Source organism: Brachybacterium sp. p3-SID957 (genome assembly GCF_025144775.1).
Lineage (GTDB): Bacteria > Actinomycetota > Actinomycetes > Actinomycetales > Dermabacteraceae > Brachybacterium > Brachybacterium epidermidis.
The window spans coordinates 1-25,681 of sequence record NZ_JALXKT010000045.1; the positions used below are offsets into that span (position 1 = coordinate 1).

The 25,681-nt window shown below is 70.1% G+C and carries 12 protein-coding genes; all 12 read left to right on the forward strand.

Going from position 1 to position 25,681, the window contains the following annotated elements:
- Positions 1-311: 311 nt before the first annotated feature.
- The 12 genes from M3B01_RS10285 to M3B01_RS10340 all read left to right on the forward strand — a co-directional run bounded on the left by M3B01_RS10285 (position 312) and on the right by M3B01_RS10340 (position 25,634).
- On the forward strand, positions 312-1,316 hold the full coding sequence (locus M3B01_RS10285) for a polyprenyl synthetase family protein (protein ID WP_259791852.1): 1,005 nt from the start codon (positions 312-314) through the stop codon (positions 1,314-1,316).
- A gap of 233 nt (positions 1,317-1,549) precedes the next feature.
- Positions 1,550-7,774: an Ig-like domain-containing protein gene (locus tag M3B01_RS10290; protein WP_259791853.1), complete on the forward strand. Its 6,225-nt coding sequence runs from the start codon at positions 1,550-1,552 to the stop codon at positions 7,772-7,774.
- Positions 7,775-7,858: 84 nt separating this feature from the next.
- Complete coding sequence (locus M3B01_RS10295; RefSeq protein WP_259791854.1) at positions 7,859-8,833, forward strand: MoxR family ATPase; 975 nt, start codon at positions 7,859-7,861, stop codon at positions 8,831-8,833.
- Positions 8,830-10,236, forward strand: coding sequence for a DUF58 domain-containing protein (locus tag M3B01_RS10300; RefSeq protein ID WP_259791855.1), 1,407 nt, complete (start codon positions 8,830-8,832; stop codon positions 10,234-10,236). The genes M3B01_RS10295 and M3B01_RS10300 overlap by 4 nt, the downstream gene beginning before the upstream one ends.
- Positions 10,233-12,740 (forward strand): transglutaminase-like domain-containing protein, encoded by a 2,508-nt coding sequence (locus tag M3B01_RS10305; protein WP_259791856.1) that lies wholly within the window; start codon positions 10,233-10,235, stop codon positions 12,738-12,740. The genes M3B01_RS10300 and M3B01_RS10305 overlap by 4 nt, the downstream gene beginning before the upstream one ends.
- 284 nt (positions 12,741-13,024) lie before the next feature.
- Positions 13,025-14,551 (forward strand): RDD family protein, encoded by a 1,527-nt coding sequence (locus M3B01_RS10310; RefSeq protein ID WP_259791858.1) that lies wholly within the window; start codon positions 13,025-13,027, stop codon positions 14,549-14,551.
- Positions 14,548-15,423, forward strand: coding sequence for a PP2C family serine/threonine-protein phosphatase (locus M3B01_RS10315; protein WP_193864609.1), 876 nt, complete (start codon positions 14,548-14,550; stop codon positions 15,421-15,423). The genes M3B01_RS10310 and M3B01_RS10315 overlap by 4 nt, the downstream gene beginning before the upstream one ends.
- Complete coding sequence (locus M3B01_RS10320) at positions 15,420-18,302, forward strand: FHA domain-containing protein (protein ID WP_259791860.1); 2,883 nt, start codon at positions 15,420-15,422, stop codon at positions 18,300-18,302. Before M3B01_RS10315 ends, M3B01_RS10320 begins: the two co-directional genes overlap by 4 nt.
- Positions 18,299-19,954, forward strand: a complete 1,656-nt coding sequence (locus M3B01_RS10325; RefSeq protein ID WP_259791862.1) for a serine/threonine-protein kinase — start codon at positions 18,299-18,301, stop codon at positions 19,952-19,954. The genes M3B01_RS10320 and M3B01_RS10325 overlap by 4 nt, the downstream gene beginning before the upstream one ends.
- Positions 19,955-20,009: 55 nt before the next feature.
- Positions 20,010-20,720 (forward strand): hypothetical protein, encoded by a 711-nt coding sequence (locus M3B01_RS10330; protein ID WP_259791863.1) that lies wholly within the window; start codon positions 20,010-20,012, stop codon positions 20,718-20,720.
- Positions 20,721-20,723: 3 nt separating this feature from the next.
- Entirely contained in the window at positions 20,724-25,187 is a 4,464-nt protein-coding gene (locus tag M3B01_RS10335; protein WP_259791864.1) for an FtsK/SpoIIIE domain-containing protein, read from the forward strand.
- A gap of 195 nt (positions 25,188-25,382) precedes the next feature.
- Positions 25,383-25,634 carry a WXG100 family type VII secretion target gene (locus M3B01_RS10340; protein ID WP_193864889.1) on the forward strand — a complete coding sequence of 84 codons (252 nt, stop codon included), beginning with the start codon at positions 25,383-25,385 and terminating at the stop codon, positions 25,632-25,634.
- The last annotated feature ends 47 nt before the right edge of the window (positions 25,635-25,681 follow it).

The following is a 25,681-nucleotide window of genomic DNA, read 5'->3' on the forward strand; positions in this document are numbered from 1 at the left end:
ACTGGTGATGAGTGTGTGCTCCTCCTTCATCCCTTCCCCTTTTTCATGCTGGCGCGCCCTGGCGAAGCAGGTTCCCTTCCCGCGGTGCGGGGGGTGCGGGTGCGAGACGGACGGTGCGGGCTGTCTCGGGGGTCGGTGCGTCGGGTTCCACAGGTGCAGGGGGCAGCCAGTGCACAGCGGAGCGGTAGACTCAATTCTTGCGGTGAACGTCCGTTCGGGCTCCGGGCCCGTTACTCGGATCCACCGCGTGACAGTCGTCCCCCGTCGGCAGCGGTGCTCCGCACAAGCCGACTGCGCCCCCCAGGAGAGCAATGCCGTCCAGCCTGTCGGCCGTGCCCGACATCGATGAGCAGCTGGCCCAGACCATGCTGGAGCGGCTCGCCGTCATCGAGGATCGCCTGCGGGAGTCGGTGAGCACCAACGATCACCTGGCACGGTGGACCGCGCGCCACCTGCTGGACGCCGGCGGCAAGCGCGTGCGCCCGATGCTCGTGCTTCTCGCGGCGTCCCTGGGGGACGCCCAGCGGGATGAGGTCATCGATGCAGCAGTCCTGGTCGAGCTCACGCACCTGGCGAGCCTGTACCACGACGATGTGATGGACTCGGCCAGCACGCGGCGGGGCACCCGCAGCGCCCATGCGATCTGGGGCAACAACGTGGCGATCCTGACCGGGGACTTCCTCTTCGCGAGAGCGAGCGGTCTGAGCTCGCGGCTTGGCACCGAAGCAGTGCAGCTGCACTCGCTGACCTTCGAACGTCTGTGCCTCGGCCAGCTTCATGAGACGGTCGGCCCTCAGGACGACGAGGATCCTTTCGAGCACTACATCTCCGTGCTGTCGGACAAGACCGCTTCGCTGCTCGCGCTGGCCGGCCAGCTCGGCGCGCTGCAGGCCGGGGCGCCCGAGGGCAGCGCTGAGGTGATGCGTCGCTACGGCGAGAAGATCGGGGTGGCGTTCCAGCTCGCCGATGACGTGCTGGACCTCGAGAGCGATCCTGGCACCAGCGGGAAGACACCGGGTACGGACCTGCGCGAAGGCGTCCCCACCATGCCCACCTTGCTCGTTCGTCGGCGCGCTGCCGCCGGCGAGCGCCGGGCCGCTGCGATCGTGGAGCGGCTCGAGGGGGACCTGAGCGATGACGCCGCACTGGAGGAGGTCGTCGCGATGCTCCGGGAAGATCCGGCGCTGGAGGAGACGCGCACTCTTGCCCAGCGCACTGCAGACGAAGCGATCGGCGTGCTGTCAGAGCTGCCGGCCGGTGCGGTGCGGGATTCGCTGGCGGGCTTCGCCCGTTCGCTGGTCCAGCGGAGCCGGTGAACGTCTCCGCTTCAGAGGCGGCGCGGTGAACTCCTGGTGAACCGCCTACGAGAGTGGAACCGTGACCAGGACGTTCACCAGATGGTGATCTGCGCCGCGTAGCTCCGGAGTGCTCCGCACAGTACCCTGGGGGCGCGTGCGCACCGCCCGGTCAGGCTCGGGGGTCCGGTCGCCGACGACGGAGGCCTCTGGCGTGCGCACCGCTGGTCATTGGTGCTTCGTAGGGGGTTCGGATGTCGGTCACTCACGGGGTGAAGCGGCGGCGCCGCCGCTCCGGTGCGATCTCCGGGGCGGTGCTGGCGATCCTGGCCCTGGTGGTCACCGGCTTCGCGATCAAGTACCCCGGGCTCACCTCCTCCGAGGTCGACGTCACCAACGGCGGCGTCTGGGTGATGAACGAGCAGAAGCGGCTGATGGGCCGACTGAACGTCGACGCCCAGGAGCTCGACGCCCGCCTCGCCATGAACGGCGAGGACCTCGATCTGCTGCAGTCCGGGTACACGGTCATCGAGACCGGCCCGCGCGGCATGACCCCGATCAACACCGCAGCCGTGAGCCGCAACGCCCTGGTCGAGCTCCCGCCCGGGTCGGAGGTGCGACTGGGGGGCGACCGCGTCGCTGTTGCAGCCCCCGATGGCCGGATGTGGATCCTGTCCCCGGAGGAGGCTGCCGCCTTCAACCCGAGCGCTGTCGACCCCACCTACGAGGGAAGCAGCAAGGCGCCGCAGATCGCCGTGTCCAGCCAGGGCACCGTCCACCTGCTGGAGGGCGACAAGCTGCTGGTGTTCCCCTACACCGAGGACACCCGTAAGGCCAAGCCGAACGATCCGATCGTGGTCGGGGGGCTCTCCACCGGTGAGGAGATGGTGGAACTCACCGTCGTCGGCGAGCAGCCCGTGATCCTGGACCGCGAGAATCGCATGCTGCGCCTGGGCACCGAGGTGAAGGAGTACCAGCTCACCGAGTACGGGGTCTCCGATCTGACCACGGCGCGTCTGCAGCAGCCCAGCCCCGCATCGAAGGACGTCGTCCTGGCCACCCAGGACACGCTGTTCCTGATCCCCCTGAACGGCGGTGAAGCCGAGGCCCATGCTGCCCGTGGCACGGGACGTCCGGTCGCTCCCGCGCAGGCGCGAGGATGTGCCTACGGGGCATGGAACGACTCCTCCGCGTACGTGCGTGCCTGCGGGGACGACGTCATCAGCGAGACGGTTCCGGATGCGAACAGCGACGGTGACCTGGTCCTGCGCGTCAACCACGACCTGGTGGTGCTCAACGACCAGAAGTTCGGGCTGTCCTGGATGATCACCGACGACATGCAGCTGGTCGACGAGTGGAAGATCCGGCAGGACATCCAGACCAGTGACGCCGAGGAGCGCGAGGAGGAGACCCTCACCACCACGATCACCAACGTGGCGGCGGAGCGCGACGAGAAGAACCGGCCGCCGGTGGCCAATGACGACGAGTTCGGTGTGCGGGCAGGCAAGAGCGTCGTCCTACCCGTGACGCGCAACGACACCGACCCCGACGGCGACATCCTCACGGTGTCCGTTCAGGGCGAGCAGCCCTCCATCGGAACGGTCACCCCGATCAGGGGCGGCACCCAGCTGCAGATCGAGGTGGACGAGGATGCCACCGGGACGGCGAGCTTCACGTACGTCGCGGATGACGGTCGGGGCGAGAGCGATACCGCGACCGTCACGCTCGATGTCACCGGCCCCGCGGACAACCGGGCCCCCGCCCCCACGGCCGAGAACATCACCAAGGTGCAGGTGCGCTCCGGACAGGAGGTCTCCTTCAACATCCTCCCCTACTGGGAGGACCCCGACGGCGACGCCTTCTACCTCGCCAATGCCACCGTGCAGCCTGAGGACGTCGTCACCTTCCGCCCCGATGGCCTGATCACCTTCACCGACGCCGGTCTGACCACGGGTGAGAAGAAGGTCCAGCTCACCTTCCGCGACGAGCGCGGCATGCAGGGAGAGGGCACCCTCGAGATCGAGGCGGTCTCCGAGAACGATCTGGCACCGATCACCACCGCGGACCACGTCCGGATCGTGGCTGGACGCACCGCGACGATCAAACCACTGGTCAATGACCTCAACCCCAACGGCGGTCAGCTCGAACTGACCAACGTCTCCGAGAACGATGCCCTCGAGGTGGACCCCGCCCTGGAGGCCGGTACCGTCAACGTCTCCGGCGCCGAGCCCGGAACCTACTACCTCGACTACACGGTGGCCGCCAGCAGCTCCAGCTCGGCCTCGCTGGGACTAATCCGCGTGGACGTGGTCGAGGCGAGCTCCGAGCAGCTGATCCCCGTGGCCGTGGACGACATGGGAACGGTCACCACCGGTACCGAGACCCTGATCGACCCGCTGGAGAACGACGTGGACCCCGCCGGCGGGGTCCTGGTGGTCAACTCCGTCTCCGTCCCTGAGGGCAGCGGGTTGAAGGCCACAGTGATCGCCCACGGGCTGGTCCGGGTGGAAGCCGAACCGGGAGCCGTGGCCGGTGCGGAACCAGTGCCCCTGACCTACCAGGTCGGCAATGCTGCAGGGACCGCCGAAGGAACGATCCGGGTGATGGTCGCGCAGACCGACACCCAGTTCGCCAACCCGATCGCAGTGCCCGACCGGGCCACGGTGCGCGCCGGAGACATGGTGCTCGTCGACGTGGTCGGCAATGACATCTCACCCACAGGATCGAAGCTCACCCTGGGCCAGATCCTCGACGGATCTCGCGCCGAGGACAAGGGACGCGTGGAGACCCTCCAGAACCAGATCCGCTTCATCGCGAACGATGACGCCAGCGGGGAGGCCGTCATCAAGTACGAGGTGCTCGACGAGACCGGGCGCGACGGGTCGGCGAACCTCACGGTGCGGATCGTGCCCGCCGACGCCTCCAACGCTCCACCCAGGCCTGAGAACCTCACTGCGCGGACCGTGGCCGGCACGTCCGTCCGGATCCCCGTGCCCACCACCGGCATCGACCCCGACGGCGACTCCGTGATGCTGATGGGCATCACCAGCCCGGCCCCCCAGCTGGGTGAGGTGGTTTCGGCCACCGGTGAATGGATCGAGTACGTACCCCACGAGGGATCCGTGGGCACCGAGCGGTTCCGGTACCAGGTGATGGACCGGCAGGGCGCGCTCGGCACCGCCGAGGTGCTGGTGGGCATCGCGGAGCCCAACGACACCAACCAGCCGCCCTACGCCGTCGACGACGTCGTCGAGGTGCGCCCCGACCGCGAGGTCCAGGTGCAGGTACTGGACAACGACACCGACCCCGAGGGCACTCCGCTGAGCGTGGTCGCCGCCGACACCGAGGCACTCACCGACATCCACGTGCACAGCGGGGAGGATGCGGCCGAGAACCTGGTCACGGTGACCACGCCGCCAGAGAACGGCACGCACCAGGTGCTGTACAGCGCCTCGGACGGTCAGCTGAAGAGCTCGGCCACGGCCACCATTAAGGTGGACGAGAACGCCCCGTACCGCTCCCCGATCGCACGGGACGACTTCGTCGAGGCGCAGGACGTGCTGGATCCGGAGGCCGAGCACGTCGACGTCGATGTGCTGGCCAACGACTCCGACCCCGACGGCAGCGTCACCGATCTAACCGTCACCCTCGACGGCGCGCCGGAGGGAGTGGAGCTGCGGGAGAACGGCGTCGTCCGCATCGCGCCCCAGGACGAGCAGCAGCGGTACCGGTACCAGATCGAGGACGTCGACGGCCGCACCGCCGCCGGCTACATCTGGGTGCCGGGCCGGGCGAAGCAGGCACCGGTCTGGGTGGGCGGGACCGTGCAGGTGCAGGCAGGTGCGGAGACCACGATCGACCTGTCCGATCCGAACAACATCCGCGTCCGCCCCGGTGCTGAGGCGGCCACCGTGACCGATCCTTCCTTGGTCACGGCGGCGCACACCGACGGCACCCAGCTGGTGCAGGACGAGTCCACGCTGCTGTACCGCGCCGCTGAGGGCTTCTCCGGCAACGACACCATCTCCGTCGAGGTCACCGATGGCGAGGTGGGGGACCCGATGGCTGCCACTGCCATCCTCGCCATCTCCGTGGAGATCACCGCCGAGGACGAGAACCTGCCGCCCACGCTGCAGGGCGCTCTGCTGGAGGTGGAGCAGGGGGGCACCCAGGCCTCCGTCGATCTCGCCGCGAGTGCCGCGGACCCGGAGGGGGACGACCTCACCTTCGCGCTGGGGGAGGTCTCCGAGCCCGAGGGGGTGACGATCGGCCTGGACGGATCCTCCGTCACGGCCCAGGCGACACCACGGGCCGCCAAGGGCTCGATCGTCAGTGTTCCCGTCACCGTCACGGACGGCACGAACGATCCCGTCGAGGCCACGGTGCAGGTGACGGTCACCGGCTCCAACCGCCCTCGCCTGGCTGCGGTGCTGGACACCACGGTGATCGATGCAGGCACCACGCAGTCCATCGACGTGCTGGCCAACGACTCGAACCCCTTCCCCGGGGGCAACCGCACCGTCATGACCCCCGTGGTCACCAGCGGCAGGGGGAGCATCGACGTGGAGGGAGACCAGGTCGCCATCACCCCGGACGAGGACTTCCACGGGATCCTCACCGCGACCTACACGGTGCGCGATGACACCGAGGATCCGGCTCGTGATGCCACCGGGGAGATCCGGGTGACCGTGCGCGGCAAACCGGAGGCGCCGTCGGCCCCGCGCGTCGCGGAGGTCGGGGACGGCATCGTCGATCTGAACTTCACGCCCGGTGTGGACAACGGCGCTCGGATCACGGGCTACCGCGTCACCTCCGCCTCCGGCCCCCCGGTCAGCCAGGAGTGCGCCTCCACCTCGTGCACGATCACGGGCCTCACGAACGATGTGGAGTACACCTTCCAGGTGATCGCCATCAACGAGGTGGGGGAGTCGGAGCCGTCGGCCCCCTCGGCCACCGCGCGCCCGGACGTGCGCCCGGAAACCCCGGGGGCGCCGTCCGCGCAGCGCGGGGACAGCCGTCTCACCGTCGCCTGGAATGCTCCGGTCAACCGTGGCTCCGCCATCCAGAGCTACGACCTGCAGATGCAGGACACCGCCACCGGCGAGCTGGTGGAGAAGGAGATGGGAGGCGGCACCACCCAGCACGTGTGGGAGGGACTGACCAACGGCACCGACTACCGGTTCCGGGTGCGGGCCCGCAACCTCGCCCCCGAGCCCTCGGAATGGTCCGCGTGGTCGGTGGCCGAGCACCCCGCAGGGCCCCCGGCCAAGCCCAGCGGCGCCATGACCGCAGAACGGGTCAACGACCCCAAGGGCGGTGGAGTGAAGGTCACCTGGCCGGCGATGACCAGGGCCGAGGCCAACGGCGAGCCCATCTCCAGCTACATCGTCCGCTCGTCGTCCGGGCAGTCCGCCACGGTGGGAGGCGATGCCCGTACGCACACGTTCTACGACCTCGACCAGGACTCCGCCCACACGTTCACCTACACGGGCGTGAACTCGGTGGGGGAGGGTGTGGCTCCGTCCGCCCCCTCCAACGAGGTGACGCCATGGGCGATGCCTGCGCCGCCCACCTCCGTCTCGGCGTCGATGCCGAGTGAGGGCACAGGTGATGGTCCCAACAAACGGGCCACCGTCACATGGTCGGGCGCCTCGGGCAACGGCACCACGATCAAGGACTATGTGGTCCGTTGGGAGGGAGGCTCCACGGTGGTGAACGCTCCCGCGGAGTCCGCGGCCATCACCGGGCTGGACAACGGGAAGTCGTACACCTTCACCGTTCAGGCCAGGAACCGTTTCAAGGGCGGCGAGAGCGCGCTGTCGAAGGCCTCCAACTCGGTGACCCCGTACACCAGACCGGCCGGCCCCGCGATCAGTGCCAGCAATGGGAAGTGCTCGGACGGGACCACATGCCCCGTGTCCTTCTCCATCACCGCGAACGGCAGTGATGGGGGTGCCGGGGGCAAGACCCTTCAGTACCGCGTGGACGGCGGCAGCTGGAAGAACGCCTCCGGGACCTCGTACACCCACAAGGCGAATCTGAAGTCCGGCGGATCGATGACGGTCGAGGCGCGGGTGACCAACGCCAAGGGCCTGGTCAGTGATGTCCGCTCCGCCACCCAGAAGGCGCGGACCTACACCCCGCCGGTGCCGACCGTCGCTGGTGGCGGCCCTGACTGGGGAGGGAAGGTGCCGCCGGGCGCTGCCGGTTGCAGTTCGAACAACTGCTACTACTTCACGATCACGTTCGAGAACCTGGAACCCGGTGAGACGTACCAGGTCGTCTACAAGAGTGTGGATACAGACGGTGTATTCAAGGAATGGGCCAGCTTCTCGTTGACCGCAGATTCGCGGGGGCGGGTGACCACGCCGCAACGCTTCTACGGCCACTGGCAGAGCACCGGGAATCCCAATGTGGTGTACATCGGCAGTAAGTCGATCGAGCAGAGGGAAGTCGGACGTTACTACAGCCCGGACTGATCATCGCGCTGCGCTACCTACTATTGCCACGCCGTTGACCGTATACGGCGTGCCCTGCTTCCACTTCCAGGAGAGACCCCGACCATGAGCATGACCCCCGAACAGGCACGCTGGTTCGCCGACACCTTCGACAAGCTGGTCCAGAGCGTCGGTCAGGCCGTGCTCGGCAAGAACAACGTGGTGCGCCTGGTGCTCACCGCGATGATGTCGCCGGGCCACGTGCTTCTGGAGGACGCCCCCGGCACGGGGAAGACCTCGCTGGCACGTTCGATCGCGGCGACCGTGCAGGGCACCAGCACCCGCATCCAGTTCACCCCGGACCTGCTGCCCTCGGACGTCACCGGTGTGACGATCTACGACCAGAACACCAAGGCCTTCGAGTTCCACAAGGGACCCGTGTTCGCCAACGTGGTGCTGGCCGATGAGATCAACCGCGCCTCGCCGAAGACCCAGTCCGCCATGCTCGAGGTGATGGAGGAGGGTCGCGTCACCGTCGACGGCGTCACCCACGAGGTGGGCAATCCGTTCATGGTGATCGCCACCCAGAACCCCATCGAGCAGGCCGGCACCTACCGCCTGCCCGAGGCGCAGCTGGACCGCTTCTTGATGAAGACCTCCCTGGGCTACCCCGATCACGCCTCCAGCGTGCAGATCCTGCAGGGCTCCGCCGTGCGCGACCGCAGCCGCCAGCTCGCCCCGCGCATCTCCCTGCAGGCCGTCAACGACATGACCCAGCTCGCCTCCACCGTGCACGTGGATCCGGCCGTGCTGGAGTACGTCTCGCGCCTGATGGAGGAGACCCGCCTCGCGCCCGAGGTGCGCGTCGGCGTCTCGATCCGCGGAGCGCTCGCCCTGATGCGCGCTGTGAAGGTGTGGGCAGCGGTCCACGGCCGCCACTACGTCATCCCCGATGACGTCAAGGAGCTGGTGGACGTGGTGTGGCTGCACCGCTTCGTGCTGGACCCGGAGGCAGAGTTCTCCGGGACCACGGCGAAGTCCGTGATGCACAAGATCCTCAGCGAGGTGGCGCCGCCCCAGGCTCGACAGCGGACGGCATGAACGTCGATACCCCCCTTCCCAGCAACACGGCCGACGCCAAGGCCGCTCGCCGGGCCGCCAAGGCCGCACGCAAGCGCGAGCGCACCGCGGCCCGCGCCGCTGCTCGGCGTGCCAAGCGGCGCGGTGGCGTCTCGGAGTCACAGGCCCCTGCGGGCAGCTCCGACGCGACCTCCGGTCCGGGCACTGCTGCAGGCGAGGAGCCCCTCGGGCTGCGCGGGCGCCTTGGGGGGTTCTGGATGCGCCGGATCCACCCGGTCCTGGACGTGATCTCACCGATCGGCTGGGCGGTGCTCGGGGTCGCGGTGGCGTGCTGGATCCTGGGGCTCGTGCTCCGCATCACCGAGCTGAACGTGATCGCGCTGACGCTCACCGTGCCCCTGGTGCTGGCAGCACTGTTCGTGCTGGGACGCACGTCCTACAAGGTGACCCTGGACCTGCAGTCCCACCGCGTGGTCGTGGGTACGCGGGCCGTGGGCCGGGTCGAGGTCGCCAATCCCACGCAGCGCGTCATCCTGCCGTCCCGGATCGAGCTGGCCGTCGGTCAGGCCACGGCGCAGTTCATGGTGCCACGCCTGGCGGCGGAGCAGTCGCACGAGGAGCTGTTCGCGGTGCCCACCAAGCGTCGGGCCGTGCTGGTGGTGGGTCCCGTGCGCTCGGTGCGGGACGACCCCCTGTCGCTGATGCGCCGACAGGTCACCTGGGCCCGATCGCAGGAGCTGTACGTGCACCCCCGCACCGTGCGCCTGGACGGGGCCGCCAGCGGATTCCTGCGCGACCTGGAAGGCACGCCGTCCTCGGACCTGTCCAGCTCCGACATCGCCTTCCACGCGCTGCGGGACTACACACCGGGGGACGACCGCCGCCACGTGCACTGGCGCACCACCGCGCGCACCGGCAAGCTGATGGTCCGCCAGTTCGAGGAGACCCGCCGTTCCCACGTGGTGGTGGCGCTGGACAACCTCGCCGACCACTACGCGAGCGAGGACGAGTTCGAGCTGGCCGTCTCCGCCGCCGCCTCGATCTCCGCCCAGACGATGCGCGAGGAGAAGGAGCTGACCCCGTTCAGCTTCGACGCCCTCCAGCGCACCGCCACCTTCCGCGTACTGATGGACGACTACACCGTGCTCGAGCAGCTCCGCGACCGCCACTCCCTGCACGAGCTCGGGCAGCAGGCGGCCGACCTGGCTCCCAACGCGTCTGCGGTGATGATGGTGGTGGGCTCCCACACCACGGCGCGAGAGCTCAACTCCGCGGCCAACCAGCTGCCCATCGGGGTGCTCGCCGTGGCGATCCGCTGCATGGACGACGCCGAGGTGCGGCGCAGCTCCATCGGGGGCCTGGACGTGGTGACCCTCGGCGACCTCGATGCGCTGCCCAAGGCACTGCGGGCGGTGGGCCGATGAACGCGCGCGCCACGTACTTCGCCTCGGTCAGCAATGGGCGGCGAGCCGTCGACGTGCTGGTGCTGGGCTCGCTGTTCGTGATCGCACTGTTGGGCTTCCAGACCGTCTACGGCGGCATCCAGTACGTGCTCACCGGGCTGATGGCCCTGGTGCTGGCCACACTGGTGGCGCTGATCGCGGCCCGCTTCCGGTGGGGCCCCCTGCGCACCGCACCGCTCATGCTGCTGGTGTACTTCCTGTTCGGCAGCATGTTCGCGGCTCCCACCCATGCGCTGTGGGGCATCGCCCCCACCCTGGGCTCGCTGAAGGAGCTGCTGTTCGCACCGGTCACGAGCTGGAAGGCAGCGCTGACCATCGCACCACCGGTGGGCACCGCCCAAGGGGTGCTGGTCGTGGTGTGGATCAGCATGCTGCTGCTGGCGCTGTTCTCGATGACCATCGTGATGCGCACCCGGCTCTACGTGGTCGCGTGGCTGTTCCCCCTGGCCCTGCTGCTCGTGAGCGTGGTCTTCGGCACCACCGAGGCCACCTGGCCGGTGGTGCGCGGCGTGCTGTTCGCCGTGATCTCGGTGGCCTGGCTGACCTGGCGGTTCGAGAGCGGACGGCTCGACAGTGCCCGGTCCACGATCATCTCCGACACGGTGCGGCCAGGATCCTGGAAGAACCCCGTGCTGCGTCGCCGGGTGATCGGTGGGGCCGTGATCATGGCGATCGCCGCCGGCGCTGCCGTGGGTGCCCAGTCCCTGCTGGACCCGCCCTCGGGGACCATCCGGCATGCCGTCCGTGACTACGTCACCCCGCCCTTCGATCCCCGGCAGTACGTGTCGCCCCTGACCGAGTTCCGCGGATACCTCAAGAACCAGCGCGATGCCGAGCTGTTCACCATCACCGGTGTCACCGGGGGCGAGAAGGTGCGCCTTGCCACCATGGACCAGTACGACCTGCACGTGTACAACGTCGCGGGGGGCCGTGACAAGGACGCGCCCGAGGGTGCATTCCTGCGGACGGCAGGGGGAGTGGACCTGCACGAGGCCAGCGGCTCTCAGCGCACCTCCACCGTGACCATCGGGGCGTACAGCGGCGTGTGGATGCCCACGCTGGGGGAGCGCACCAATCGCATCGACCTGGGGGATCTGCCGCCCGAGCGCAGCGGTGCCCTCGCCGAGAACCTGTACCTCAACGAGAAGTCCCAGACCGCGGTGAACTCCAGCGGGCTTCGAGCGGGCGACAGCTACGAGGTCGGCTACGAGCCCTACTCCGACCTCACTGTCGAGCAGCGACGCACCGCCAAGTTCGCTGACATCGACCTGCCGCCCAACGCCCGTCTCGGCCCCGAGTTCGCGCAGCTGGCCGACGAATGGGTGGGAGGCGTCGACACGGACTACGACCGCTTCCAGAACCTCTCCCGCCACATCAAGCAGGACGCCTTCTACTCCAACGGCATCGATGAGGACGACACGGCGTCCCTGTCCGGACACGGGTACAGCCGCCTATGGTCGATGCTGCAGGACGTCGGATTCGACAAGGAGAAGTCCGACGCCGCCCCGACCGGGCGCATCGGCGATGAGGAGCAGTTCGCTGTGCTCACCGCGGTGATGGCCCGGGAGATCGGCATCCCCGCCCGGGTGGTGATGGGCTTCGAGGTCCCCGAGGGCGCCGAGGGCACGGTGGCGATCACCGGGGATGACGTCACCGCGTGGGTCGAGGTCGCGTTCGAGGGCCTCGGATGGGTGCGGTTCGATCCGGCACCCGATGACGATCAGGACCCGACCCAGCCGAAGCCCAAGGAGGTGGAGGAGCCCATGCCGCAGGTGGCCCAGCCTCCACCCCCGCCGGCAGAACCGCCCTCCCCGCCGCCCGGCGCGACGAGCGAGGACAAGCCCCAGGACGAGGACCCGCCCGAGGAGACCCGCAGCTGGGTGGTGTACGCCGCCTTCGCGGCCGTCCCGGTGCTGCTGCTGTTCCTGGCGCTCACGGGCATCGTCGTCGCGAAGGTGGTGCGGCGCAGACGGCGCCGGGCCAGGGGTGCGCTTCCGGACCGCATCGATGGCGGTTGGCAGGAGATCCTGGACCTGTTGACCGACATGGGGCGCCGACCCGACCCGATCCGCACCCGCTCCGAGACCGCGGCGATGCTGGAGGGTGAGGTGCCGGGAGCTGGAGCGGCCCTGCTCGCCAGTCGCGCTGATCGAGCGGTGTTCGGGCCCGACGATCTTCCTCCGGTGGTGGTGGAGGAGTACTGGGAGCAGGTGGCCGCCGCGCGGCGTAGCATGACCGCCTCCGTACCGTGGCACAAGCGGATGCGCGCACTGTTCTCCTTGCGTTCGTTCCGTCGTCGCAGTGCGGAGCGGCGAGCTCACAGGCGCCGTGAGCGCGCGGCGGCTCGGGAGCGATCGCAGGCCGAGCGCCGTGCACACGCGATGCGTCGTCGTCGTGCACCCGTCTCGGGGGTGGGCGGCACGGGCTCGTCCCGAGGCAGCAGCAAGAGGAAGGGCAGATCGTGATGAGCCAGACGCGGTACTGCAGCACGTGCGGGACTCTGCTGTCGCAGGGGGCTGCCATCTGCGGGGAATGCGGGGCCCGCTATCAGGAGTCCCCGTACGAGCGCCGCGCCACCGATGCGCCGGGGGCATGGGCCCAGGCCCCCCGTTCGCGCTCTCGCGATCTCGGCGAGGAACGGGAGACCGCCTCTGAGGACGACGGCATCCAGCTCATCTCGCGGGAATCGCTCCAGCCGAAGGCCCCAGGCGCGACAGCCCTGCGGCCGCCGGAACAGTACGATCAGCTGATGGTCACTCAGCAGCCTTCGAACGCCCCTGCGACGGGGTCAGCCTCCGGAGCGCCTGCCCCGGGCGGTTCCCACGCCGCGGGGGGCGCCTCCGGTGCGCCCGACGGCGCTGTGCCGGCGATGGAACCGCCGCTGGACGGCTGTGTCCCCGCCAGCCCGCTCAAGCGCTTCCTCGCCGCGCTGCTGGACGGCGTGATCGCGACGCTGGTGATGATCCCGTTGACGATCGGCCTGATCCTGGTGCTCACCCAGGAGACCGTGAGTCTGCTCGCAACGATCCTGGTGGGAGTGGGCGCTGCCCTGCCTGCGGCGTACACCGTGCTGATGATCTGGCTGCACGGAGCCAAGGGCTTCACCCTCGGCAAGCTGATCATGGGGCTGCGCACCACCCGCCTCTCGCAGGCCGGCCCCATCGGCCTGCTGCGCTCCCTGGGCCGCTGGTTCCTGTACGGCATCGCCTCGCTGATCATGGCGCTGTCGATCTTCCTGGATCCGAAGAAGCTGCTGCGCGGCTTCCACGACCGCGCTGTCGATTCGGTCGTGGTGGACATCAAGACCGGTCGCAACCCGATGAAGCCGCGCCCCGACGATTTCGAGCGACAGGACGCCGAGCACTACCTCGGTGCGCCGTCGGTGGCGGTCACCACGCACGAGAACCTCCTGGCGACCCCCGGCTCGGCCTGGGCCGGGCAGGGTGATGCCAGTGCCGCTTCCGCGTCGTCCCAGGACCCCCGACAGACCGGCGGGTGGGGTTCCGGCATCGGAGAGGCCAGCCCTTACGCCCCTCCGCCGCAGGATGCGCAGCAGACTGCAGGGGACTCCTGGGCACCTCCGGAGGTCCCCGCTCTGGCGTCCCCGGCACCGCAGCCACAGCAGCCTCAGGAGCAGCAGTGGGGTGTGCCGTCGCAGCCGCAGCAGGCACCCGCCCAGCAGTGGGGCGCCCCGTCGCAGCCGCAGCAGGCGCCCGAGCAGCCGTGGGGCGGCACGGCCGCACAGGAGCCCGCCGCCCAGCAGTGGCAGGCACCGGCGGCGGCACCCCCCGGTGCGTCGCAGGGCCCTCCGTCGCAGCACGTCCCGGCCGAGCACACCACCGACGCCTGGGACGACGGCGACGTCGACGAGGAGACTCGCGCGGTGATCGGGGCGGATCAGGACCTCGGCGACCTCGAGCAGACGCGCGTCTCGGTCGCGGCTCCAAGGCTCCCCGCCGTCACGCTGCGCGCGGATGACGGCACCGAGAGGGTGGTGACGGGTCCGGTCGTGATCGGCCGCAATCCTGCTGCTGGGCAGGGTGAGGTGCAGTTCGTGCTCAAGGACGAGACACGCTCGATGTCCAAGACCCACCTGCGGCTGGACGGGACCGGAAGGGACATCATCGTCACCGACCTGGGTTCGACGAACGGCTCGGCCATCGTCAGGGCCGACGGATCCCGGGAGAGCCTGGTGCCGAACACCCCGACCGTCCTGCCCGAGGGGGCCGCCCTGGCCCTCGGCGATCGCACCCTGACCGTGGAGAGGGACACGTGATCGACCGCTCCCTCTCCGACCCGGACATCCCCGGGACCATTCGCGCGGTCTCTGCGGCGGCCACCCATGTCGGCCATGTGCGGGCGACCAATGAGGACAGCCTGCTGAACGCACCTCCCGTCTACCTCGTCGCCGATGGCATGGGCGGGCACAACGCCGGTGAGGTCGCCAGTGCGATCGCGGTCGAGGAGTTCGAGAAGCTCACGATTCAGGAGAACGTCACCGTCGAGCAGCTCGGCCAGGCCCTGCGGGCGGCTGCGGAGCGGATCGCGGAGCTGGGAGGCGAGGCGCAGCTCGGCGCCGGCACCACGGTCGCGGTCGTGGCGACCATGGTGCTGGACGGGGTGGGCTACTGGGTGGTGCTCAACCTCGGCGACTCGCGGGTGTACCGCTTGTCAGGCGAGATCTTCGAGCAGGTCAGCGTCGATCACTCGGTGGTCCAGGAGCTCATGGACCGCGGGGAGCTCAGTCGCGAGGAGGCGAAGGTCCATCCGTACCGGCACATGGTCACCCGCGCACTGGGTGCCGGGCCGGAGTCCGATCCGGACTACTGGCTGATCCCGGCCGAGACGAACGACCGCATGCTGGTGTGCTCCGACGGACTCACGGGCGAGGTCGACGACGCCACCATCGAGAGGGTGCTGCGGGGACCGCAGGACGTGCGAACGATCTGCGAGAGCTTGGTCCAGCTGGCGCTGGACGCCGGCGGTCGCGACAACGTCTCGGTGGTGGTGGTCGAGGCGGTCGAGGTGGTCGGCCTGGGAATCGCTGCAGAGACCACCGGTGGCCGGGAGCCGCAGGGCGAGGGTTTCGAGGTGGATGAGGACACCCTGCCGCGCGGGCTCGGTTCCGGGGGAGGCGCCGGGGCATGAGCGAGGGGGCGCCGCTGCTCGGGCGGGGAACGTGGATCCAACCGGGACCGGCCACGCTGGTCGTGCGCGAGTCGGGCTGGGCTCTGATGGTCCCCGGGCTGAAGAAGGAGGTCGTCGAGGCCGCCTGGACCGCCCTGGGGGACGAGCCCACCGCAGACGGCTTCCTGGACGACCTGGTCCAGGCCGCTGGGCTCGAGAGCCTCGACAAGCTTCCCGCGATCCTGTACGCACTGGTGGACGGCACGACCGCGCACGTGGGCGTGAAGGGCAAGACCCCTTTGGCGGTCTACACGGCGCAGGGGGCCCGGCAGATCGCAGGCACAGAGGACGAGCCGCTCGCGCAAGAGACGATCGAAGGGGTGCGCCGCATCGCCTTCGGCGACCTGCCGCCGGAGGAGCCCACCGGCGGGCTGCGCCTGGAGGTCGGCATCTCCCGCGTCCGCGGGTTCGTGCAGGCCACCATCGACCCGTCCGAGCTGGACGACGAGGCGCGCGCTGCACTCGCCGAGCAGGTGGAGAAGGACGGGCGCTCGATCGAGGATCCGGAGGCGAAGAAGCGGAAGGCCGAGAAGCCCAAGCCTCCGCCGCCGAAGGCGCCTGCGGCACCGAGCACCCCGGTGCGCAAGCCCATGCTGGCCACCCGGCCTCCCGGAGCCATGCCACCCTCGCGATCGTCCAGTGCTCCAGCCCAGGCGGCAGCGCCGGCTGGTCCCAGCGTGTTCGACGACCTGTTCGGTGACAAGAAGGACGACAAGCACAGCGACGCTGCTCCGGCACCGGCGGCCTCCAACGCCCCCGCTCCAGCACCGGAACCCGCTCCGTCTCCCGACCCCGCCCCAGGTCCCGACCCCGCCCCAGGTCCCGACCCCGCCCCGGGTCGCGACCCCGCCCCAGGTCCGGAGCCCGCCCCAGCTCCCGGGCCCGAGGCCAAGCCGTCCGTGGCACCCGCGCCCTCGGCCGAACCTGCGCCGGGACCCGCGCCTGCCGCAGCTGCCCCGGGGAAGCGGCGACTCGTGAGCACCTCGCTCTTCGATCGGAAGCGACGCGCGCCGACGCCGGAGCCGACCCCGGCCGCGCCGACTCCCGCGCCGGCCCCTGAGCCCGCCGCGACACCGCAGCCGACTTCTCCTCCTGAGCGGGTGGCGGCGCCCGAGCCTGCGCCTGAACCTGCCGCGGCCCCTGAGCCTGCGGCGACGCCACAGGCGGAACCGGCCGCTGCACCGGGGAGCGCGTCCCCGCCGGAACCGGCCACCCCCGCCGACGCAGCTCCGGCGTCATCAACCAGCCCGGACGTGCGGCGGCCTGCATCCCCAGCACCGCAGGAGCCACCGACCTCATCGATCCCGACCCCACCGGAACCGGATGACGACGAATCCCCGGTGACGCTCATCGCCCCGATCGAGGACGAGCACGCGACCGGAGACCCCGAGGACACGGGGACGGACAAGGAGACGGACGAGAGGGGCAGCACCAGCGCGGACGCACCCGCCGGCACCACCTCCGGTGGCACGGCCTCCTCACTCGGGTTCGGTAACGACCTCGACGCCACCGGCGCCTACGACGACCTCTTCGGCAAGACCGTGTTCCGCCGAATCGAGGACGCCGCAGTACGACGCACCGACGAGGACGAGGACTCCGAGGAGGCGGGCTCGAGCTCCGAGACGGCACCGACCGAGCCCGACCAGGACGACGATGCGGTGCCCGCGGACGACGACACCCCCGAGACCCTGGCTCAGCCCGCCCGGCCGACGGCAGACGAGGCATCCTCCGCCATCGGGGGCGACTTCATCGACTGGGTGCCCGGCGTGGGGAGGGCTGCTCCCGAGATCGCACGGACCGCCGCCCGCCGTGCCTCGCACCCTTCCCCGGTCCAGCCCGCATACCCACAGGTCCACATGGCGGAGAGGCCCCCCGCCCCCGTCACCGGTCCGCCCCGGGCAGTGGCACCCTCGTACGGCTCCGCACCCGTGCCCCAGGAGGGGATCGGCTTCCTCCAGCACCCGGGCACCCCTGCCATGCAGGCCCGTCCTGAACAGCAGAGCGATCCCGGGCACGGGGGACCCCACTTCCCCGGTGCCGCAGCGCCGGGCAGCGCGGCCATGTCGGCACCGCAGCCGTCTGCCGCCCCTTCTGCGCCCGCCCCTCAGGGCGGCATCCCTCAGCGGGGCGCCCCGCAGCCTGCGGGGCCGGCGGCGGCAGGGCCTGGACCGGCTCGACCTCACGCCGGAACCGGGCGGCAGGGCCACCCCTCGGCCCCAGGGCACACTGCCCGGGCGGCCAGTGCTCCGCACCCGGTGGCCCCCTCCGGGCCCCCTCCGATGCCTGCACCCTCTCCCGCACCTGCGGCGGGCGCCGGCCCCCGTCCGGCAGCGCCCGCGCACGCCGGATCCGCGGCCCCGGGTGGACGGCAGGCCGCCCGAGCCGTCGTGATCCCGGGCCTGCTCTGCCCCCACGGGCACCCCAACTGCCCCGAGCGAACCCTGTGCCGCACCTGCGGAGGACCGCTCGAGCAGAAGACCCGTCCGGTCCACCGGCCGCCCCTGGGGACGGTCGACATCTCCACCGGTGGCGGATTCGTGCTCGACCGCTCCGCCGTCATCGGCCGTCGCCCCCGGGCCTCACGGGTCAGTGCCGACGACGTCCCCCAGCTGGTGACGGTCCCCAGCCCGCAGCAGGACATCTCCCGATCGCACCTGGAGCTGCGCCTCGAGGGATGGCGAGTCATCGCACTGGACATGGGCACCACCAACGGCACCACTCTCGAGCGACCGGGGATGGAGCCGGTGCGCCTGCGCGCAGGGGAGGGCGTGGTCCTCGGCGAGGGCGACCGACTCGACCTGGGAGATGGGGTCCGACTGACGATGAGGGGGATGGCATGAGCTCCCGTGCACCATCGCAGCCGCCCCAGCTGCCCGGCTACGAGTTCGAGAAGCTGCTGGGATCCGGCGGATTCGCCGACGTCTTCCTGTACCGGCAGTTCCGCCCCCAACGACGGGTCGCCATCAAGGTGCTCCTGTCCAGCGTGCTCGACGACACCGTGCGTCGCCAGTTCGACGCCGAGGCCAACGTGATGGCCACGATGTCGACCCACCCCTCCATCGTCACCATCCACACCGCCGACGCCTCCAGCGACCATCGGCCCTTCATCGTGATGGAGTACTGCCCCCGCCCCAACTACGGGGTCCGGTTCCGCAAGGAGCGGATCACGGTGGCGGAGGCGCTGCGCGTGGGCGTGCAGATCGCCGGTGCTGTGGAGACCGCTCACAGGGCCGGGATCCTGCATCGGGACATCAAGCCGGCCAACATCCTGGTCACCGAGTACAACCGGCCCGCCCTCACCGATTTCGGCATCTCGATCGTCGCCGGGCAGAGCAGCGACCTGGAGGATTCCCAGGGGATGTCGATCCCATGGTCGCCCCCGGAGTTCTTCGCGGATCCCCCGCGCGCCGATGTTCGCAGCGATGTGTTCTCCCTGGCCGCGACCGTGTACTCACTGCTGGCCGGGCACACCCCGTTCGAGCGGGCCGGTCAGCGCAACACGGCCTCCGACCTCATCCACCGGATCACGAGCGAACCCCTGCGGCCCCTGAACAGGCCGGACGTCCCCGCCGAGCTGAACCGAGTGCTGTCCATCGCCATGGCGAAGGATCCGGCGGGCCGCTATGACACCGCCTTGGCGTTCGGGCGGAGCCTGCAGCAGGTGGAGATGGCGCTCTCGCTGCCGGTCACGCAGATGGACGTGCTGGATGACCGGGGCGCCCCGACGGTACCCGCCGCCGATGACGACGAGCTGGACAGCCACACCCGGATCCGGAAGGTCGCCACGGTCGACCCCGAGACCGGGGGAGCAGCCTCGGGTGGGCCTCGCCGCCTCGACCCGTACGCCGGGGTGGCCCCGGCACTGGGCTCGCCCGCGCCGGAGGGATACGGATCACCGGCCTCCGCTGCCGCGGGGCCGGAGGAGTCCACGATGCTGCGGCCCGCCGGGACTGCGCTGTCCACGATGTCCGGCGCCTCACCGGCACCTGCTGGGCCCGCTGCCGTGGCGGCCCCGGAGCTCGCAGACGTGCGCAGGACCCCGGCCTGGCCGTTCGTGACACTGGCGGCCGTGCTGGTGATCCTGCTGGGCGTGGGTGCCACGCTCGCGGTGCGCCACTACTTCGTGGACAAGCCCGGCCCCATCGAGACCTCCGAGATCAACGTGCCCGAGCCCCCCGCCGAGCCACCGCCGCCGCCGGTGGACCCGCAGATCGTGGTGGTGGTCGCCGGTGAGCTCGGAGGGGAGACGGGGCGTGCACGGGTGGAGTGGGGGTTGCCCGAGGGCATCGAGGAGGACCAGCACTTCCTGGTGGAGTGGGTGGACCTTCCTGAGAACTACGAGGATTTCCAGGTCCCCCACGAGGTGCACGGCCGCTCCTCCGTCACGCTGGAGATCCCGCCCGGACAGACCGAGCTGTGCGTGCAGGTGCGCACGGTGGATCCTTCCGGGCCCTCCAGCGAACCGCAGCAGGCATGCATCGATGGCGGATGACCGGGACCGTGCGGGGACGATGGCAGGCAGGACGAAGGACGAGGGAGGACGGACGGTGACGTCGACGATATCTGTGGAGTTCTGCGGGGAGTGGTTCCGCGTCGCGGAGGGGGAGGAGCTGACGATCGGCCGGGACGCCGATCTCAACGTCGACGACGACAACCCCTACCTGCATCGCCGTTTCCTGTCCATCGTGCAGGTGGAGACGATGTGGTGGCTGGTCAACATCGGATCGCGCCTGTCCGCCACCATCACCGACGGCACCGGGACCATGCAGGCATGGTTGGCCCCGGGCGCGCGGATCCCGCTCGTGTTCGACGTGACCAAGGTGGTGTTCACCGCGGGGCCCACCACGTACGATCTCGAGATCCACGCCGACTCCCCGCAGTTCGAGCGCAGCCCCAGCCTGGATGACCCGGTGGGGGAGACCACCGTGGGCTCCGTGCAGCTCACCGCCAGCCAGAAGCTGCTGATCCTCGCCCTCGCCGAGCCGATGCTCACCCGGGAGGGCAGCGGGATGAGCGCGGTGCCCACCTCGGCTCAGGCCGCCGAGCGGCTGGGCTGGCCGCTGACGAAGTTCAACCGCAAGCTCGACAACGTGTGCGACAAGCTGGACCGCATGGGGGTGCGGGGCCTGCGCGGCGGCCCCGGCAAGCTCGCGAGCAACCGTCGAGCCCGCCTGGTGGAGCACTCGGTGTTCTCACGACTGGTGAGCTCCGAGGACCTGCCTCTGCTGGACCAGGCCCACGACGTCGACGAGGACTGATAGATGCGCATCAAGCTCACGCTGCGCAGGCCCGAGGACCGCCTGACGGACCTGGAGGTGACCGCGGACGCGACGGCCTCGGTCGCGGACGTCGCCAATGCGCTGTACCTCGCCGATCCGCTTCGCTCGGAGCTGGAGCCCCCGGAGGGGCTCACGCTGCAGGTGCAGGACCCGGGAGCCGGGCCCGGTGCGGGGGGTGTGCGCTCGCTGGACCGCGAGATCGACCTGATCCAGGCCGGGCTCCGCTCCGGCAGCGTGGTCTCCATCGCGCGCTCCTCCACCGAGTACGCCACCCGATCGGAGTCCCGCGGTGCGGCGGTGGCCCTGATGCGGGTGCTCTCGGGCCCGGAGGCAGGACGCGAGTTCCCCCTGCCCTCCGGTTCCAGCGTGGTGGGCCGTGAGGGAGACCTCGACATCCGCATCGCCGATCCGATGCTCTCCAAGCGGCACGCTCGCATCAACGTCGGGGACTCGATCGAGATCGTGGACATGCACTCGTCCAACGGCGTGGTCATCGGCGGTGAGCAGGTCCAGCGTGCCGTGATCGGCCCCGCCGACACCGTGCTGATCGGCCAGACCACCTTCTCCGTGATCGCCCTGCACCGCCTGGGCGGCACTGCCCCCAGCTCGCCGGTGGTGGAGTTCAACCGGTCCCCGCGCGTGGTGCCCCGCTTCCCCTACCGGCCGTTGAAGGCACCCACACCGCCCAAGGAGCCGGCCCCGCAGTTCTTCCCCATCTTCATGCTGTTCGCGCCCATCCTCATGGGCGGGTTCATGTTCTCCCTGACCCGCAGCCCGTTCTCGCTCATGTTCGTGTTCATGATGCCGATGATGGCCACGGCCGGGTACCTCAACCGCAAGTTCCAGCAGAAGAAGGTGCTCGAGCGGCAGATCCAGAACTTCGAGGAGGGGCTGGCCTCCCTCAAGCGCCGGGTCACCGCCGCACAGGACCTCGAACGCGCGGTGCGCCTGGTGGAGACCCCGTCGGCCGCCGACACGGTGGACGCCGCCTTCCGACTGGGCCGCCTGCTGTGGACCCACCGTCCCGAGCACAATGCCTTCGCCACGGTGAGGCTGGGCCTGGGGATCGCCGAGTCCCGGGTGGGCATCGAGATGCCCGGGGAGAACGACGCCATCCCCAAGTACTACGACATGCTCGACGACATGAACGAGGAGTACAAGCTGATCGCCGGCGTGCCGGTGGTCGCCGAGCTCCGCTACGCCGGCAACATCGGCGTCGCCGGTGGAGGTGACGAGGCCGATGGTGTGGCCAGGGGCATCGTCACCCAGCTGTTCTCCCTGCACTCACCGGCCGAGATGGCGATAGCTGCGATCACCTCGCGCTCCAGCCGGGACACGTGGCATTGGCTGAAGTGGCTGCCGCACACCTCCAGTCCCCACTCGCCCCTGCCGGGTGATCATCTCGCCGACACCCCGGGTCGGGGCACCGCCCTGATGTCCCGGATCGAGGAGCTGATCGAGCAGCGCAGCGGCGGCGAGGCGGCTCAGCTGCGCACCCCGATGACGCCGGACATCACCTCCGAGCCCGAGATCCCGCCCGAGCCGATCACCCCCAACCTGGTGGTGATCATCGAGGACGACGCCCCGGTGGACCGCGCGCGGCTGGTGCGCATCGCGGAGCGCGGGCCCGACGTCGGCGTGCACGTGATCTGGTCGGCCTCCAACGTCGCCGCCCTGCCGGCTGCCTGCCGCACCTACGTGTCGGTCGAGGAGTCCGTGGAAGGTGCCAGCGCCGGGCACGTGCGGCTGGGGGAGCGGTATTACCCGGTCACCGTCGAGACCGTCTCGGTGGAGGTCGCCGCCGGCGTCGCCCGGCATCTGTCCCCCGTGGTGGATGCGGGCGTGCCCGTCGATGACGACTCCGACCTGCCGCGAGCCATCTCCTACCTCAAGCTCGGCGGCATGGCGCTGGCCGAGGACCCGGGGCACATCATCGAGCGGTGGAAGGAGAACAACTCCTTGACCCCGCGCGACGGATCGCCGCCCCAGCGCCGCAAGCATGACGCCAACCTGCGCGGGCTGATCGGCCACAACGGCCAGGACGCCTTCCACCTGGACCTGCGCACCCAGGGCCCCCACGCCCTGGTGGGCGGAACCACGGGTGCAGGCAAGTCGGAGTTCCTGCAGGCATGGGTGATGGGAATGGCCACTGCGCACGGCCCCGACCGCGTCACGTTCCTGTTCGTGGACTACAAGGGCGGTGCCGCGTTCGCCGATGCCATCACGCTGCCGCACGCGGTGGGGCTGGTGACGGACCTGTCACCGCACCTGGTGCGTCGTGCCCTGACCTCCCTGCGCGCCGAGCTGCACCACCGCGAGCACCTGCTGAACCGCAAGAAGGCCAAGGACCTGGTGTCCCTGGAGCGCACGGGGGACCCCGAGGCGCCTCCCAGCCTGATCATCATCGTCGACGAGTTCGCGGCTCTGGCCAAGGAGATCCCCGAGTTCGTGGACGGCGTGGTGGACGTGGCCGCCCGTGGTCGATCGCTGGGCCTGCACCTGATCCTGGCCACGCAGCGACCCGCCGGTGTCATCAAGGACAATCTGCGCGCCAACACCAACCTGCGGATCGCCCTGCGCATGGCCGACGAGGCCGATTCGAAGGACATCCTGGGCGATGCGATGGCCGCGCACTTCGACCCCGGGATCCCGGGCCGTGCTGCCGCCAAGACCGGGCCAGGGCGCATCGCCACCTTCCAGACGGGGTACGCCGGCGGGTGGACCACCCACGAGCCCGAGCGCGCCCGCATCGACATCGTGGAGATGGACTTCGGCACCGGTGAGCAGTGGGACATCCCCGCTCCACCCGCGACGGAGGTCAAGGACCCCGGTCCCAACGACATCAGCCGCATGGTCCGGACCATCACCGCGGCCGCGGAGCAGGCGGGCGTGCCGACGCCGCGCAAGCCGTGGCTGTCCGAGCTCGCCGAGGCGTACGACCTGGCCCGTCTGCCCAGTCGGCGCACCGACGAGGACCTCCTGATGGGCGTGATGGACGTCCCGGAGAACCAGGCGCAGCCCACCGTGTCGTACTACCCGGACCGTGACGGCAACATGGCGATCTATGGCACCGGCGGCTCGGGCAAGTCCACGACGCTGCGCACCATCGCGATCTCGGCCGCCTCCACCGTGCGCGGTGGCCCGGTCCACGTGTACGGGCTCGACTTCGGCGCCTCCGGCCTGACGATGCTGGAGGAGCTGCCGCACGTGGGCGCCATCGTCTCCGGGGACGACGAGGAGCGGGTGATCCGACTGCTGCGCACCCTGCGCGAACTCATCGACGAGCGCGCCCGCGCCTTCTCGGCGATCCGCGCCGGGTCCGTGTCCGAGTACCGGGAGCTGGCGAACGCACCGGAGACCCCGCGCATCCTGCTGCTGGTCGACGGCATGGCCGCGTTCCGCGAGGCCTACGACTTCTCCAACCTGACGAAGTGGTTCACCACCTTCGTCCAGATCGCCACCGATGGCCGCCAGGTGGGCGTGCACGTGATCGTCACCGGTGATCGCCCCAACGCGATCCCCACCTCCCTGGGCTCGTCCATCCAGAGGCGGCTGATACACCGCATGGCATCGGTGGACGACTACATGGCCTTCGGCGCACCCAAGGACGTGCTCGACGGCACCTCCCCACCCGGACGCGCGATCCTGGACAGTCACGAGATGCAGGTCGCAGTCCATGGCGGCGACTCCAACGTGGCCATCCAGTCGCGCGAGGTCAGCAAGCTCGCCCAGGCCATGAGGCGCGCCGGGGTCCCGGAGGCACCAGGGGTGCAGAGACTCCCCGAGCGCGTGGAGCTCTCGGAGCTGCGCCCCGTGGTCGACGGCCAGCCGGTGCTGGGCCTGGGAGACGAGACGCTCGCGGAGGTCACCTACGAGCCCCGTGGAGCCTTCATGGTCACCGGACCGATGGGATCGGGACGCACCACCGCGATGCTCACCATCGCGACCGGCCTCAAGGCGCTGCCCGCGCCCATGCGCCTGGTGCGCTTCTCCGCTCGCCGCACCCCGCTCACCGGCCTGCCGATCTGGGATGTGGAGGGGTCGGATCCGGAGACCGTCAAGGACCTGGCTGCCCAGCTGCGCCAGACCGTCGAGTCCGGCTCGGTCGCCGAGGGCAGGCTGGCCCTGTTCATCGACGGGGTCGCCGACTTCACCGGTACGGGGGTGGAGAACGACCTGGACAAGCTGATCCGTGCCTGCACCCGCGAGGGGCAGTTCGTGGTCGGTGAGAACGAGTCCGCCTCCTGGTCACAGGCCTACGTGCTGGCCCAGCCCTTCAAGGCGGGGCGGCGGGGTCTCCTGCTGCAGCCCGGGGAGATGGACGGCGACACGCTGCTGGGCACCGGTCTGGGCCGGGTGCGCCGGGCGGACTTCCCCACCGGCCGCGGGTTCCTGGTGTTCAGCGGCAGGGCGGTCAAGCTGCAGGTCGCCCAGATCACGACCTGAGGCGGCGCGGGGGACCGCACGGGGTTCCTCCCCAAGCCGTCCCCATGGGGACTCCTCCCCATGGCCGCGTGTCGCGGCCCGCTCTACAGTGGGACCGTCGAACAGTCGGCAGCAGGCGGTGCACGGGATTCGGGCGCGGCCGCGAGGCACCAGTAACTGAGGAAGGGGAACCCGACGGTGAACGCCTTGAAGGGTATGAATGTCGAAGAGGTCCGGGGCATGGCGCGCCAGCTGCGCGAGGCCGCGGAGGAGATCACCCGCATCGAGCAGGAGCTCACCAGCGGCCTCGAGGAAGTGGACTGGACGGGTCCTGATGCCGACCGTTTCCGCGGGCAGTGGTCCGGGGAGATGATCCCGGCCCTCCAGCAGATCATGAACTCGGTGAACGAGCTCGGCGAGACCGCTGATCGCAACGCTGCCGAGCAGGAGGCCACCTCCGGCTCCTGACCCGCAGGTGAGCACGAGCGGTACCACGTGAGGGGCCGGGATGGAAC